This window comes from Weissella cibaria, assembly GCF_004521965.1.
Classification (GTDB): domain Bacteria; phylum Bacillota; class Bacilli; order Lactobacillales; family Lactobacillaceae; genus Weissella; species Weissella cibaria_A.
On record NZ_SDGK01000080.1, the window covers coordinates 1 to 14,667 of the forward strand.

Here is a 14,667-nt window from a genome sequence, read left to right on the forward strand (position 1 = left end):
CTGGACCCACGGATTAAGAGTCCGTTGCTCTACCAACTGAGCTATCTGCCCATATTTTCTATGTCGTTACCTCAACAACAGAATATATGTTACCAGAATAATACGGATTGTGCAAGTGCTTTGTTAAAATGTTTTTTGATTGGCTCGGAGGCGATTGATGAGAGTGATGGCGTATGTGTTGTTTGTTTATCTAACGGTGGGGGAATTGCGAACAAAAAAACCACCAAATCGAATGACCTGGTGGTTTATAGGATGGGCAGACAGGGGCTCGAACCCTGGACCCACGGATTAAGAGTCCGTTGCTCTACCAACTGAGCTATCTGCCCATATTCTATGTCGCTGCCTCAACAACAAGATATATATTACCAGAATAATACGGGCTGTGCAAGTGTTTTGTTTAAATTAATCAATTGTGTGTGATGGCTAAAAGTGGCCGTGAATGGTAGGGATGTTTGGTGTGGCGTCTTGGGGTGTGAAAGTTATTGAAAGAAGTCGGCTGTATGAGGGGTGTGTCAGTTATGTGAGTAACTTTGATGCAAAAAGAAAACCACCAGATCAAATGACCTGGTGGTTTGCGGAATGGGCAGACAGGGGCTCGAACCCTGGACCCACGGATTAAGAGTCCGTTGCTCTACCAACTGAGCTATCTGCCCATATTTCTATGCCGTTGCCTCAACAACAAAACTATCATACCAAGACTATGAATGTTTTGCAACCCCTTTTTGTGCAAAGAATGAATTATGTGACTAGAAAGTTACGAAAATCGTCTGAAAAGTTACGGAAACGATGTAACATGATATAATTGTAGTCAGAAACCCGCCACTGGGAGGATGAAAATTAATGAGTAAAATTCTAGTCGTTGATGACGAAAAACCAATTTCAGATATTATTAAGTTTAATTTGACAAAAGAAGGATATGACGTTGCCGTGGCCATGGATGGTCGTGAAGCGTTAGATCTATTTGAAAGTGAAGATCCTGATTTAGTGTTGCTGGATCAGATGTTGCCTGAACTTGAAGGGACCGAAGTGTTGCGTCAAATTCGTACGAAGTCACAGACACCAGTTATTATGGTAACTGCTAAGGACTCAGAAATCGACAAAGTGCTTGGATTGGAGATGGGGGCGGACGATTACGTGACGAAGCCATTCTCAAATCGTGAGTTATTGGCGCGCATTAAAGCAAACCTACGTCGCCAGACGTCAGTTGTTGGTCAAAATGTGATGGATGACAGTGGTGATATTAAGATTGGTGCTTTGACGATTCACCCAGATGCATACATGGTGTCTAAGAATGGTCAAGATATCGAATTAACGCACCGAGAATTTGAATTGTTACACCACTTGGCCAAGCACATTGGTCAAGTGATGACGCGTGATGATTTGTTGCAAACGGTTTGGGGCTACGATTACTTTGGGGACGTGCGCACGGTTGACGTTACGGTTCGTCGAATCCGTGAAAAGATTGAAGAAACACCAAGTCACCCACAAATTTTGATGACCCGGCGTGGTGTTGGTTACTATTTGAAGGTTTCTGAAGAATAATAACCAAACATTTGATGACGTGGCTATTAGCTACTATAAATAACGTACGTAACAGGCTAATGCCCTGCCAGTTGGCATGGCATTAGCCTTTTTTAGTCAAAGTGGGAGATTTTGATGGCTGAAGATATGCAAGGGCCGAAGAAGTGGCGACGTTTTTTCTCGTCGATTCATTTTAAGATTGCATTAGTATTTACACTCACGCTGTTGGTGACACTTGAATTAGTTGGTGCCTTTTTCGTAAAGCGTTTGGAACAACAGAACCTGGCGAGTTTCCGAAACCAAATTGCTTTACCAGCGTATGTTAATGATTCATTAACGCAACAATTAACAAGTAGTGACCAGACAAAAGTGAATGCGGATATTCACACGATTTTGACATCGGTGAATAATGCGTCAATTTCTGAGATTACAGTTGTTGATTCCTCAGGGATTGTACGTGGTACAAGTGATATTAATAATCAAGACGAAGTGGGTCAAAAAACAACGGATGCCAATGTGAAAGCCGCGTTGGCTGGTGGTAAATATACCAAAAATCCAGTTGAGCAGCGCTCAGGCACACGGTATCAAGTGATGGTGAAGCCGCTGGTGAGTTTGTCAGCTGGTGAAAGTAACATCGTTGGGGTTGTCGAGGTTCGAGCTAGTTTAGAGACGGTTTATGACAATCTGAATCATATTTCGCTGATTTACTTCTCTGCGTCGTTGCTGGCCGTAATGTTAGGTGTCGTGATGGCGGTTATTATTTCGCGCAGCTTAACGAAGCCGATTGCGGAAATTAATGACCGAACAACCCGTATTGCACAAGGTGATTATTCAGGTGGTATTTTAGTTCGTTCAAATGACGAGATTGGTCAACTGGCTGAAAATGTTAACGCCTTGGCTATTCGAATTGAAGAGACAACGAATTCGACAGAGTTTGAACGTCGTCGATTGGATTCGGTGTTGGAACACATGACGGATGGGGTCGTTGCAACTGATCGTCGTGGTAGCATCAATATCATTAATACAGCGGCGTTGCAGATGACGGGGATTGATGACAGTACGGTTGCGATGGGGCAATCAATTCTGGAAGTCCTACAAATATCAGACCGTTACAATTTGCGTGAATTGCTTGATAATCAAGAAGAATTATTGCTTGATTTCAGTACGGATGAGCGTCAATTGATTATTCGAGCGTACTTTAGTTTGATACAACGCGCGTCAGGTTTTATTTCAGGGCTAGTCATTGTGTTGCATGACGTTACGGAACAGCAGCGAATTGAATTGGAGCGTCGGCAATTCGTTTCAAACGTGTCACACGAGTTACGGACGCCGTTGACGTCTGTGAAGTCATACGTTGATGCGTTGCAGGAAGGTGCGATTGATGATCCTGAAGTGGCGCGCAATTTCTTAGCGGTTGCACAAGATGAAACGACCCGTATGATTCGTATGATTAATGATTTGCTTGAGTTATCACGGATGGATTCAGGCACAATGAAGCTTGAAACGGAATATGTTAACGTCGGTGAGTTGTTTAATTATGTTTTGAATCGTTTCGACATGATTATTGCGAACGCTGATAAACCTGAAAAGTACTACACAATTAAACGTGAAATTCCAAAGGTACAAATTTGGGTTGAGCTAGATACGTCTAAGTTCACCCAGGTAATTGATAACATTATGAACAATGCCATTAAGTACTCACCGGATGGTGGTGTGGTAACGGCCCGGATGATTGATAATCAGAAGGAAGTTGTATTGAGTATCACAGACCAAGGTTTGGGAATTCCCAAAAAAGATTTGGGCCATATTTTTGATCGTTTCTTCCGTGTGGATAAAGCGCGTTCGCGTGCCCAAGGTGGTACGGGACTGGGATTGGCGATTTCAAAGGAAATCATTGAACGTTTTGGCGGCCGAATTTGGGTAGAATCGGCTGAGGGACAGGGCTCGACGTTCTCGATTTCATTGCCATATGAACCATACGATCCCACTGATGATGAGTGGGACGACGGAGAATGGGATGATTAATCGTCTGCATTTTCGTTTGAAGGTGTTGATGCGCCGTTTCGGCCTTGTCACGGCGTTGATACTTGCGATTTTAGTGAGCTTAATTTTATCGGTTGGGTTGTGGCGGAGTCCGGGGCGTGATTTGAAAAACGCGTCGGATGCGGACGCTACTAAGCAGGTTGTGGCAGCCAAGTCGGTGACCGGATTGTATGATTTAAATCAACTGGTCTATAACCAAAAAGATGGACAATACATGGTCGTGGATTACAAACCAACAACAACTAAGATGATTAAACGCTTAGCGGATTGGCAGATGACGTTTGATAAGAAGGAACGCTTATCGCATAAAGGTTATCTGAAAGCTTTGGCACAAACAAACACAATGGTTATGGCGTTTCCGGATGCAGTTGCGGGTAACATTGTGGATGACATGCTGAGTGGTGATTTAGATTTGCCAACGAATGCTGAGATTAGTCGTATTTGTGTACCGATGGGTGATGCGAATACGGTAGCGTTTTTTGACGATAAAAAACGCATCGTTTATCGCTACAAAGTGACGTCGGCTGCTAAGACGATGGCTTCCTTTAAAATGAGCTCTGAAACTGTGCCAGTGGCGTACCGTTTAAACGGCAAGCATCTTTTGACAGATACGTTATCCGATGTGTCACTACGGTCGTATAGTTATCTAATGGAGACAAATGGGACAAATAATTATTTGTCTTCGTTATTTGCTGGCACGACCACACCAAGTGCAACGCGTAAGGGAGATATCCTAACGTATAATGATGGGTCATCACGACAAATGACATTGCATACGAACAGCGGTGTGGTACATTTTGATGCCTATGACGTTGATAATGTCGGCAATGACTTTAATGAACGCATGCGGAAGGGCTACGATTGGCTAGTCCGGATTCATCAGATTCCGGATAACATTTATTTCTTTGAGAGCCACGATATGGGGCGTGATTTAACGTACCGATTATATGTGAACGGGTTACCGATTTATAACCAAACGACGTATGGAACGGTTCAAATTAAACAGCATGATGAGCGACACGAAGAGATTGACTTTTCACAGTATTCGCTTCAGGTGCCACTACCGGCGGACAACGATTCACGGACCACGCTTTCTGACTCTGCTGCAGTTTACAAACAATTGGCGGATATTGGTATTAGTAAGAAACAAGTTGTTGATTTAGCATATGGTTATCGTTGGGTATCTGATACGACTGAAAATGTCGTGACTTTGCAGCCCGAGTGGTACTTTGAGGTCGACGACAAATGGCAAGCGGTAAAGGATGCGATTGCTGATGCGCGACAGGAGGGTGACGACTAATGGATTTTAAAAAGATATTAGCGACTTTTCTGGCTGTGTTTGTGGTGATTGATATTTTTTTAGCTGTGCAATGGTTTCAATTACATCAGCCTGCTTCAAATCCAACGTCATCAGAAAGTATTCTCACTGAAATGCGAAATGATGGGATTAAGGTTGGTAAACTCAGTCAAGCGGAAAATACGGGGGTCTATCTTGCAGGTAAGAGTGGCAAGACGTTTTTGCGAAATCGGTTATCGACGCTAAGCAAGGCGTGGGATGCGAAGTTGACGGACGATCAGTTAACCGTTACGCCTAGTCGCACGATTAATCTAGGGAAGTCACGTGCGGATGTGCGCAAAGCAATTGATAAGATTGTTAACGATCCATGCAAGGTTGTTGCCGGGTCGCAGTATCGCTATGATGAGAAATTAACGGAGTATGCTAACAAAACTTCGACAGAGTCGGACATTGTGGTTTATGCCCAGAAGATTTCCGGTTCACGGTCGTTCATGTCGCAGCGGGCGCAAATTAGATTTGTGCTCACCGCAAATCATGAATTAAAGAGCTATACGCAAAGTTATGTTGAAAATCCACAGGTGCTGCGTGACTCAACGAGTTTGATTTCAGAAGAGAAAGCGTTGATTGGGGTATATCAGTATAATGAGATTCCTAATAATGGTACGGTTAACTGGAGTGAGTTGGGGTATTCGCCATTGATGACGGTGCATGGTGATATCATTTTTGTACCGGCTTGGATTTTTTCAGTGACAGATCCTTCTGATGAAACGACAATTTTACGGGTCAATGCGCTAAATGGCTCATTGATGAAATAATCACGTGTTAGAATAGTTAATGACGAAACGCCACATGACATTTTTGTCGTGGGGCGTTTTTTTACAGGTGATAAATATGATTAAGATAGGGGATGCACAAAGTGGCAAGTGAATTTAGTGTGTCGATGTTGGCTTCGGGTAGCCAAGGAAATGTGACCTATATTGAAACCCCCACACATAAAGTGTTAGTGGATGCAGGGTTGTCAGGTAAAAAGATTGATGGCTTAATGTCCCAAATTGGACGATCGTTACAGGATGTTGATGCCTTGTTTGTGACACACGAACATAGCGATCACATTGCGGGGGTTGGTGTTTTAGCGCGTAAATATGGGTTTGATGTTTATGCGAATGCCAAAACTTGGGATGCGATGGCTGGCAAGATTGGTAAGGTAAGGCCAGAACAAATGAACCTGTTTGAAGCAGGGGATACGAAGCTGTTTGGTGATTTAGACGTCGAGAGTTTCAGAGTGTCGCACGACGCGGCTGATCCGCAGTTCTATGCGTTTTATCACAATAATAAAGCGTTCGCTATGTTAACTGATACAGGTTATGTGAATGATCGCATCGCTGGCACAATCCGTAATGCCGATGCCATTTTGATGGAAGCAAATCACGATTACGAAATGTTGCGGATGGGTGGTTACACTTGGTCACTGAAGCAACGTATTTTGAGTGATCAAGGACACTTATCAAATGAAGATGGTGCCTTAGCGTTGACAGAAATTTTGGGCGATCGAACAAAAAACGTCTATTTGGGGCACCTGAGTCAAGAAAACAATCAAAAGCCATTGGCACATTTGACGGTCCAACAAGTATTGGAAAAACATGATTTTGGTGTTAACCATGATTTTAATTTATTTGACACGGATCCAGCGGTAGCGACGAAATTATTTGAGGTCTAAATTAGCGACCTTAAGACGTCTTAAAGGGTTTATTTCTATAATTACGGTATAATAATCGGAAAATAGACATGGAGGGGAATAACCATGGACAACGGAGATAAGCGAGAGAAAAGTATGAAAAAGACATCAACCACAAAAATAGCAATTATCGGTCTTGTTGCCGGTCTTGTTGGCGGTGGTGCCGCTGTTGGTGGTGTAACTTACCTGAATAACGCCGGCACTTTTTCAACAGCTACAACTGGTAAGACGACACCGGTGAAGGTAAGTAACTCAAACGTGAAGGGTGAATCTGATGCCACAAAGGCCTTTAACGAGGTGTCGGGTGCAGTTGTGTCAGTGATTAACTTGCAAAAGCAACAATCGCTTTCAGACAGCGACTCATTATTCGGCGGGTTGTTCGGGGGTAGTGATTCATCATCAAGTGATAGCAAGTCGACGGATTCGTCAGACTTACAGACGGCTTCTGAGGGATCGGGAGTGATTTACAAGAAGGATGGGAACACGGCCTATATCGTCACGAATAATCACGTGGTTTCGGGTTCAAATGCGTTGCAAGTCTTGTTGAGCGATGGCACTAAGTTGACGGCGACGTTGGTCGGAACTGATGAACAAACTGATTTGGCTGTGTTGAAGATTAATGCAAGTAAGGTATCAGAAGTAGCTGACTTTGCTAACTCAAGTAAGATTGAACCGGGACAATCAGTTTTGGCCATCGGTTCACCATTGGGATCGGAGTATGCGACGTCGGTGACGGAAGGAATAATTTCAGCAACGAAGCGCGAAGTCGATGCCACGAATGAGAATGGTGATTCGCTCGGTAAGGCCACGGTTATCCAAACGGACGCAGCAATCAATCCCGGAAACTCAGGTGGCCCATTGGTGAACTTGGCCGGTCAAGTAGTTGGTATCAACTCAATGAAGTTGGCGTCATCAACTGATGGTACGTCGGTTGAAGGAATGGGGTTTGCGATTCCGGCTAACACGGTGGTTAACATCATTAATGAGTTGGAGAAGAATGGAAAGGTTGAACGACCAGCTTTGGGTGTTTCAATGGTTGATTTGAGTAATGTTTCAACGACGGATCAATCAACAATCTTGAAGTTGCCAACCAGTGTTTCAGGTGGTGTTGTGGTTATTAGTACTGAGGATGGATCAGCAGCTGCGACTGCGGGCTTGAAGAAGTACGATGTGATTACGAAGATTGACGATACTGAGGTTACTGGTTCGGGTGACTTGCGAGATGCTTTGTATAAGCACAAGGTTGGTGACACGATTAAAGTAACTTACTACCGCGATGGTAAGCAAAAGACGACTGACGTGAAATTGACGAAGACAACGAGCTCATTATCAACGAAGTCAGAAGCAAATCAAAACTAAAAAAACGTGAAAAACAGGGCACATTTTGCGATGGGTCCTGTTTTTGCAACTAATTTCTTGTCGAAAGTTAGTTTTGTTAATCAATTGAAACATTCTGTTTACATAAATTTCATACGAATTGGATATGATATATTCATCCGCTGTTCCTAGTGGATTTCATTACTCCCCAAAGTACATGAAGCGTCACGCAGTTCCCCAAGCTGCGTGACACCCCCCCTCGCTGGTTGCGATAGTAGCCGGCGACGGACCATCGTTGCGTTCCCCCTCTTGCACGATGGTCTTTTTTTGTACAAAAAATAAGGTTCGATAGCATAAGCTGTCGAACCTTTTTCGTTAGCGTTAATTAACACTAAATTCCAACCGTAACGTATAGTCACCAAGAACCGTTTCACCAGTTAACAAAGAATAAGCGATTTCAACAATGCCATTATCGAAAGAATCAGCCACGTTTGCTGATAAAGTTGTTGTTTGAACATCAAGGAGCATTGAACCTTGGGCTGTGGTGTAACGAGTGGGGATGGTTTGCTCGGCCATAAATCGCAAATGAGTGGCATTTTCGCCAGAACGCTTTAGCGACACTTCACCATCAGGACGCACTTTGAACGTGACGGGGGTCTCAAACCCTGCTTGGTGTTCGGTATAGCGTAAGTAGGCTGTGCCATTCATTTCGATAAGGGTGCCTGTTTCTGTAAAAGTAAAGGTCTCTTTATCACCATCTTGTTGGATAGTTGTTTGTAATTTTACTGATACGGGTCGTTCGTTGTTAGTGGTAGACATATAAAATCTCCTTATAAAATCCTATTGCACCTATTATACAGGCTTTTGTACGTTATAATGTAAGAAACAAGTAATCTGACAAATCAGAAAGGCGTTGTGGCAATCATGATGACAACAGTAAAAGAGAAGGTTTTCCGTGACCCGGTGCATAACTTTATTCGTGTACAAGATCAGGTTATTCTTGACTTGATCGGCACCACCGAGTTTCAACGGTTGCGACGTATCAAGCAGTTGGGCGTTGCCAGTGCCGTCTTCCACGGTGCGGAACACTCACGATTTTCACATTCATTAGGGGTCTATGAAATTGCACGGCAATTTGCCGACCACCTTGAGAAGTTTTTTTCTTCTAAGGAACCCGGGGATGGCTTGTGGGATGCAAATGAACGCTTGGTGTTGTTGAGTGCGGCGCTGCTGCATGATTTAGGTCACGGTCCATACTCCCACACGTTCGAACATATTTTTAATACTGATCATGAAGCTTATACGCAACAAATTATTTTGTCACCAGAAACAGAAATTCACCAAGTGTTGGCTAGAGTGGCACCTGATTTTCCGGCCAAGGTAGCGAGTGTGATTGCCAAGACCTATCCGAACCCGCAAGTGGTGCAGTTGATTTCAAGTCAAATCGATGCCGACCGGATGGATTATCTGTTACGGGATGCTTATTATTCTGGTGCAACGTACGGTGAATTTGATTTGTCACGCATTATTCACGTGATGCGTCCTTATGAGGGCGGGATCGCCTTCGATCAAAAAGGGATGTATGCCATTGAAGACTATGTGGTCTCACGCTACCAAATGTACGTGCAGGTGTATTTCCACCCAGTGTCACGTTCGTTTGAGGTGTTACTACAACACATACTAGAACGTGCGAAGTGCTTGTATGATGAGAGTAAGGCAGATCCACGTATTTCAGCGGATTTCATTTCGCCAGCCTTACAACCGCTCTTCGCCGGCGAAATGACGCTACAACAATACTTGATGTTAGATGACTCAGTCATGCTGGCTAATATTAGCGAATGGCGCTTGGCGGACGATGCGATTTTAGCTGATTTGGCAACGCGTTTCTTGGATCGTAAACCACTGAAGTCGATTTTGATTGAAGATGACGCACGTAATTTGTTACCAGCGATTACGAAATTGATTTCATCGGCTGGGTTTGATGAGCGCTATTACACCGCAGAAAATGATAGTTATGACTTGCCGTATGATGCCTATAATCCGCGTGATAAAAAGCCACGAACTCAAATTGAATTAATTCAACCAGCTGGTGAATTGGTTGAATTGTCAACGCAAAGTGCGCTGGTTGAAGCGATGACAGGCCGTATCTTTGGTAATGCCCGCTTCTTCTTCCCACGTGAGATGATGAGTGAACATGCTGTTGACGATGTCATGGCGCCACTTTACAATGAATTCCAGCGATATGTGCATAACGAAACACTGATTGCACCAGTAACTAAATAAGGTAGGCTAAGCGCTGCCGGACTAAACCGTTTATGGGGGATAAATATGACAATTAAGCTAATTACAATTGATATTGATGACACATTGGTGAATACAGCCAAGCAAGTCACGCCACGCGTGAAGGCAGCTTTGAACGAAGCAACAGCGCAAGGCGTTAAAGTTGTGCTGACGACAGGGCGTCCTTTGCCGGGCGTTCAAGAATACTTGGATGAATTGGGATTGAACAATCGTGATGACCAGTATGCAGTGACGTATAACGGTGGCGTTGTGCAAACTACTTCAGGTAAGGCGCTGGGCGGTCAAGAGTTGTCGTACGACGATTATCTGACGTTGCGTGAAGTGGCCAATGACTTGGGAGCGTATCTGCAAGTTGAAACATTGGATGCTGCGTATACGACGGATGACACAATCAACTATTGGGCAAGTCGTGAAAACTTCTTGATTAAGATGCCTTTGCATGTGACGGATATGGCTGAGATGGATCCAAATGACCATTATGTTAAGTTCATGTTTATCGGTGACGAAGCAGACGTGGATCGCTGGCGTGAAGCACTGCCACAATCCATTCGTGATAAGTACTATATCGTCAAGTCAACGCCCCAGCATTTGGAGTTTATGCACAAGGATGCTACGAAGGGGAGCGGGTTGTTGGCACTAGCAGAATTGCTGGGCATCGACCGATCAGAGACCATGGCATTGGGCGACCAACAAAACGATCTGACAATGATTGAGGCGGCTGGTTTGGGTGTTGCCATGGGAAATGCGGTACCTGAGGTGAAGGCGATTGCAGACGTTGAAACCACGACACAAAATGAAGATGGCGTTGGTGTGGCAGTCGAAAAATGGGTTCTTGGTCGAGATGTGCCGGAATTAGCGGATTAACCGAGAATAATATTTGCCAAAATGCCTGAAATATTGTAAGATAAAACATTGAGTAAGACCGCGAAAGGACGTGCAGTGATTTGGCATTAACACAATTTGACGGCCAAAATAAGGCTGAGCTTTCAATGATTGAAGTTGCTCGTGCGATTTTGTCTGACCGTCATGACACCATGGCGTTTAGTGATTTGTTGAATGAAGTACAATCATTCACTGGTAAGACGGACGAAGAGATTCGTGCGCGCTTGGCACAATTTTACACTGATTTGAATATTGACGGTTCATTCATTTCTTTGGGTGATAACGTTTGGGGGCTTCGTTCATGGTACCCAATCGACTCAATCGATGAAGCTGTTCACTTGGATCTTGAAGAAGAAGAAGGTCAACCAAAGAAGAAGAAGCGTAAGAAGATCAATGCATTCTTGGCAGACGTTGCGGATGATGACGATGTTATCGACTACAACGATGATGATCCTGAAGACGATGATTTCGGTGACATTGAAGAAGAAGACGAGACGGCAACTGCATCAGATGATGATGACGATTCAGATGACGACGATGAAGACGATTCAGATGACAACTTCGGTAATGACGAAGTTGCTGGTGGCATCGGCGAAGAAATCGGTGGCATCGCCCCGGTCGACGACGACTACGGCTCAGGTGACATCGAGCGTTAATTTTTAATTAACGCTAAAAACGCATGGCTGTGATGGCTATGTGTTTTTTTGTGATTGTTAAAACGTTTTTGCATTTTCTTAAGAATTCCCGTAAACTGGTAAAGTTGCTTTTTTAGAGGTGACCGCGAGAAAGCCCTCGCGTAATAAAGTAAAGCGTGCGCGGTAAACCGCACGTTAATTAAGAACCGGAAGAGAGGTATTCATTATGAATGCACCACAAACGTCCCCAAAGTTTTCTTGGGAACACGTCGCTAAAATCTTTAAGCCATCATGGTACGTCGAACAAATGAAGGGCTGGGCAACAGCTTCATATATGTTGTTGATGTTCGGTTTTGGTTTTCTGATTAGTCAAACGATTGCTAACCCAGTTACGGGGATAGCTGTTTGGACGTTGATTGCCGCTTTGCTAGGGTTTACGACAACTTTGGCAATTACGAATGCCCGACCTGTGAATGGTATCTTAGGATTAGTTTCAGCCCTTGTATACATTGGTTTGGCAATTGAAGCGCACAATCCAGCAGATGCAATTTTGCAATTCGTTTATATTATTTTGTTGGATTTGCCAGTTATTTTAATGCCGTCATGGTCCAAGGATGTGGCCATGAATGTACGTAAGCTTAGTGAAGTGAAAGATCGTGGCGAAAAGATGACCTTTGCTAAGACACGAACGTTCTTCGCTTTGGTCTTTGTCTTGTCATTTGTGGCCCTGTACTTTTTCGAAATTTACATCACCCACTCACCACGTCCGTTGATTGACGCGGGTGCAGCTGCTATCGGAATCACTGGGGCAGTGTTGACGACGCTCCGCTTTTCGGAGGCTTACTACATGTGGTTCCTACAGGGAATCGCACAAGTCGTCTTGTGGGGGATGACCGCCGCACAAGGGGATGCCTCATTGGTCTTGTTCTTTACGTACATGTTGTACATGGGAAACGACGTCATCGCCTTCTTTGCTTCACCATGGTTTAAGAAGAGTTTGCGTGTTGCAGATAAGGACTAAAATCAATAATGTTGGCATTTATATTGACTTACTTTGAAAAGGTGTGTATTATTAAGTTCCGGGCTCTTGTATTTGTTTAATACAAGACGTAATCAAAGTTGATTAACGCTCCCAACGCTATAATTAGCATTGGGGGCTTTTTTATTTTTTATTGCTCCTGCACAAAGAACTCGGAGGATTATTTTTATGACAGCTAAGTACGTATTTGTTACCGGTGGTGTGGTTTCATCATTGGGTAAAGGTATCGTCGCAGCATCATTGGGCCGCTTGTTGAAGAACCGCGGTTTCAAGATTGCCGTACAAAAGTTTGATCCATACATTAACGTCGACCCAGGAACGATGTCACCATATCAACACGGTGAAACTTTTGTCACTGATGATGGTTTGGAAACTGACTTGGACTTGGGACACTATGAGCGTTTCATCGATATTAACTTGAACAAGTATTCAAACGTGACGTCAGGTCGTGTGTACTCTGAAGTTTTGGCCAAGGAACGTCGTGGTGATTACGATGGTGCAACTGTACAAGTTATTCCTCACATCACGAATGCATTGAAGGAAAAGATGATGCGCGCCGCTGAAACAACGGACGCTGACATCGTGATTACTGAAGTTGGTGGAACGGTTGGTGATATTGAATCATTGCCATTCATCGAAGCGTTGCGTCAAATGAAGCGCGAAGTTGGTGCTGAAAACGTCGCATACATCCACACGTCATTGATCCCATACTTGCGAGCTGCAGGAGAAATGAAGACGAAGCCAACGCAACACTCAGTTGCTGAGTTGCGTTCATTGGGAATTCAACCTGACATGTTGGTTGTTCGTACTGAGCAACCAATCACGCAAGAGATGCGTGAAAAGTTGGCATTGTTCACGGACGTTGCGCCTGAAGCGGTTATTGAGTCTTTGGATGTTGACATCTTGTACGAGATTGCTTTGAACATGCAAAAGCAAGGCATGGATGATGTTATCTTGAAGCGTTTGGGCTTGACGGCTGAACCAGCTGACATGACTGAATGGACAGCCATGATTGAAAAGATCCGCAACTTGAAGAAGAAGTTGAAGATTACATTGGTTGGAAAGTATGCTGACTTGCAAGACGCCTACATTTCAGTTAATGAAGCATTGCGTGCTGGTGGTTACGCTGTTGACGCTGATGTAGAAATCAACGCCATCAACTCAGAAAATGTTAACGATGAGAACGTTTCAGAATTATTGGCTGACGCTGATGGTGTGATCGTGCCTGGTGGATTCGGAGCTCGTGGTACTGAAGGTAAGATTTCAGCCATCCAATTTGCCCGTGAGAACAATGTGCCATTCTTGGGCGTATGCTTGGGCATGCAATTGGCTTCAGTTGAATTTGCTCGTCACGTCCTTGGTTACACGGACGCCAACTCAATTGAGTTGAACCCAGACACAGATGCGCCAGTTATCGCATTGATGAACGAGCAAAAGGAAGTTACGGATCGTGGTGGTACTTTGCGTCTTGGTTTGTACCCAGCCGACTTGAAGGATGGTACGTTGACGAAGGCAATCTACGAGGGTCGAGATGAGATCCAAGAGCGTCACCGTCACCGTTACGAATTCAACGTCGATTACCGTAAGGAATTCGAAGATGCTGGTATGGTCTTTGCTGGAACGTCACCTGATGATCGTTTGATGGAAATTATTGAATTGCCAGAAAATGACTTCTTCGTGGCGGCCCAATACCACCCAGAATTCTTGTCACGTCCGTACCGTCCAGAACCTTTGTACGGTGCCTTTGTTAAGGCTGCTTTGGATAAGAAGAAAGCTTAATTTAGTTAATGCGAGAGCTCGTTTCCAACGATAGGAGACGGGTTCTTTTTTTATGAAGACTGAATTTCTCAATATTTCGTCATAAAACTAGCCAAACTGATAATTTTAAAGTAATGTT

At 44.1% G+C, this 14,667-nt stretch carries 12 protein-coding genes and 2 tRNA genes; 11 read left to right on the forward strand and 3 right to left on the reverse strand.

What is annotated here, in order from left to right:
• Positions 1-253: 253 nt before the first annotated feature.
• Positions 254-326 (reverse strand) — tRNA-Lys (locus tag EST42_RS08785).
• Positions 327-580: 254 nt separating this feature from the next.
• Positions 581-653, reverse strand: a tRNA-Lys gene (locus EST42_RS08790).
• Between the two features lie 187 nt (positions 654-840).
• On the opposite strand from EST42_RS08790, the gene yycF reads away from it, so the two are divergent.
• The 6 genes from yycF (at position 841) to EST42_RS08820 (ending at position 7,955) form a co-directional block, all read left to right on the forward strand.
• Positions 841-1,542 carry a response regulator YycF gene (gene yycF / locus EST42_RS08795; RefSeq protein WP_134645078.1) on the forward strand — a complete coding sequence of 234 codons (702 nt, stop codon included), beginning with the start codon at positions 841-843 and terminating at the stop codon, positions 1,540-1,542.
• A gap of 114 nt (positions 1,543-1,656) precedes the next feature.
• A complete protein-coding gene (gene walK, locus EST42_RS08800; RefSeq protein ID WP_134645079.1) occupies positions 1,657-3,546 on the forward strand; it encodes a cell wall metabolism sensor histidine kinase WalK in 1,890 nt (629 codons plus the stop codon).
• On the forward strand, positions 3,539-4,864 hold the full coding sequence (gene yycH, locus EST42_RS08805) for a two-component system activity regulator YycH (protein ID WP_134645080.1): 1,326 nt from the start codon (positions 3,539-3,541) through the stop codon (positions 4,862-4,864). The genes walK and yycH overlap by 8 nt, the downstream gene beginning before the upstream one ends.
• Complete coding sequence (locus tag EST42_RS08810; protein ID WP_134645081.1) at positions 4,864-5,676, forward strand: two-component system regulatory protein YycI; 813 nt, start codon at positions 4,864-4,866, stop codon at positions 5,674-5,676. The genes yycH and EST42_RS08810 overlap by 1 nt, the downstream gene beginning before the upstream one ends.
• A 92-nt stretch (positions 5,677-5,768) precedes the next feature.
• On the forward strand, positions 5,769-6,578 hold the full coding sequence (locus EST42_RS08815; protein ID WP_425335784.1) for an MBL fold metallo-hydrolase: 810 nt from the start codon (positions 5,769-5,771) through the stop codon (positions 6,576-6,578).
• 114 nt (positions 6,579-6,692) lie between these two features.
• Positions 6,693-7,955, forward strand: a complete 1,263-nt coding sequence (locus EST42_RS08820; RefSeq protein WP_134645149.1) for a S1C family serine protease — start codon at positions 6,693-6,695, stop codon at positions 7,953-7,955.
• A 339-nt stretch (positions 7,956-8,294) separates the two neighbouring features.
• Here EST42_RS08820 and EST42_RS08825 read toward each other — a convergent pair whose 3' ends face one another.
• Positions 8,295-8,732 carry a YwiB family protein gene (locus tag EST42_RS08825; protein WP_134645083.1) on the reverse strand — a complete coding sequence of 146 codons (438 nt, stop codon included), beginning with the start codon at positions 8,730-8,732 and terminating at the stop codon, positions 8,295-8,297.
• Between the two features lie 105 nt (positions 8,733-8,837).
• Between EST42_RS08825 and EST42_RS08830 the strand changes: the two genes are divergently transcribed.
• From EST42_RS08830 to EST42_RS08850, 5 genes are all read left to right on the forward strand, one after another.
• Positions 8,838-10,196, forward strand: a complete 1,359-nt coding sequence (locus tag EST42_RS08830; protein WP_134645084.1) for an HD domain-containing protein — start codon at positions 8,838-8,840, stop codon at positions 10,194-10,196.
• 45 nt (positions 10,197-10,241) lie between these two features.
• Positions 10,242-11,078: a sugar-phosphatase gene (gene yidA, locus EST42_RS08835; protein ID WP_134645085.1), complete on the forward strand. Its 837-nt coding sequence runs from the start codon at positions 10,242-10,244 to the stop codon at positions 11,076-11,078.
• An 80-nt stretch (positions 11,079-11,158) separates the two neighbouring features.
• Positions 11,159-11,752, forward strand: coding sequence for a DNA-directed RNA polymerase subunit delta (gene rpoE, locus EST42_RS08840; RefSeq protein ID WP_134645086.1), 594 nt, complete (start codon positions 11,159-11,161; stop codon positions 11,750-11,752).
• Between the two features lie 205 nt (positions 11,753-11,957).
• On the forward strand, positions 11,958-12,752 hold the full coding sequence (gene pnuC / locus EST42_RS08845; protein ID WP_134645087.1) for a nicotinamide riboside transporter PnuC: 795 nt from the start codon (positions 11,958-11,960) through the stop codon (positions 12,750-12,752).
• Between the two features lie 186 nt (positions 12,753-12,938).
• A complete protein-coding gene (locus tag EST42_RS08850; RefSeq protein WP_134645088.1) occupies positions 12,939-14,549 on the forward strand; it encodes a CTP synthase in 1,611 nt (536 codons plus the stop codon).
• Positions 14,550-14,667: the final 118 nt, after the last annotated feature.

Bases quoted from the DNA above. Each gene is read 5' to 3' on its own strand.
- yycF (WP_134645078.1), top strand. From the start codon at position 841: ATGAGTAAAATTCTAGTCGTTGATGACGAAAAACCAATTTCAGATATT.
- walK (WP_134645079.1), top strand. From the start codon at position 1,657: ATGGCTGAAGATATGCAAGGGCCGAAGAAGTGGCGACGTTTTTTCTCG.
- yycH (WP_134645080.1), top strand. From the start codon at position 3,539: ATGATTAATCGTCTGCATTTTCGTTTGAAGGTGTTGATGCGCCGTTTC.
- EST42_RS08810 (WP_134645081.1), top strand. From the start codon at position 4,864: ATGGATTTTAAAAAGATATTAGCGACTTTTCTGGCTGTGTTTGTGGTG.
- EST42_RS08815 (WP_425335784.1), top strand. From the start codon at position 5,769: ATGCACAAAGTGGCAAGTGAATTTAGTGTGTCGATGTTGGCTTCGGGT.
- EST42_RS08820 (WP_134645149.1), top strand. From the start codon at position 6,693: ATGAAAAAGACATCAACCACAAAAATAGCAATTATCGGTCTTGTTGCC.
- EST42_RS08825 (WP_134645083.1), bottom strand. From the start codon at position 8,732: ATGTCTACCACTAACAACGAACGACCCGTATCAGTAAAATTACAAACA.
- EST42_RS08830 (WP_134645084.1), top strand. From the start codon at position 8,838: ATGATGACAACAGTAAAAGAGAAGGTTTTCCGTGACCCGGTGCATAAC.
- yidA (WP_134645085.1), top strand. From the start codon at position 10,242: ATGACAATTAAGCTAATTACAATTGATATTGATGACACATTGGTGAAT.
- pnuC (WP_134645087.1), top strand. From the start codon at position 11,958: ATGAATGCACCACAAACGTCCCCAAAGTTTTCTTGGGAACACGTCGCT.
- EST42_RS08850 (WP_134645088.1), top strand. From the start codon at position 12,939: ATGACAGCTAAGTACGTATTTGTTACCGGTGGTGTGGTTTCATCATTG.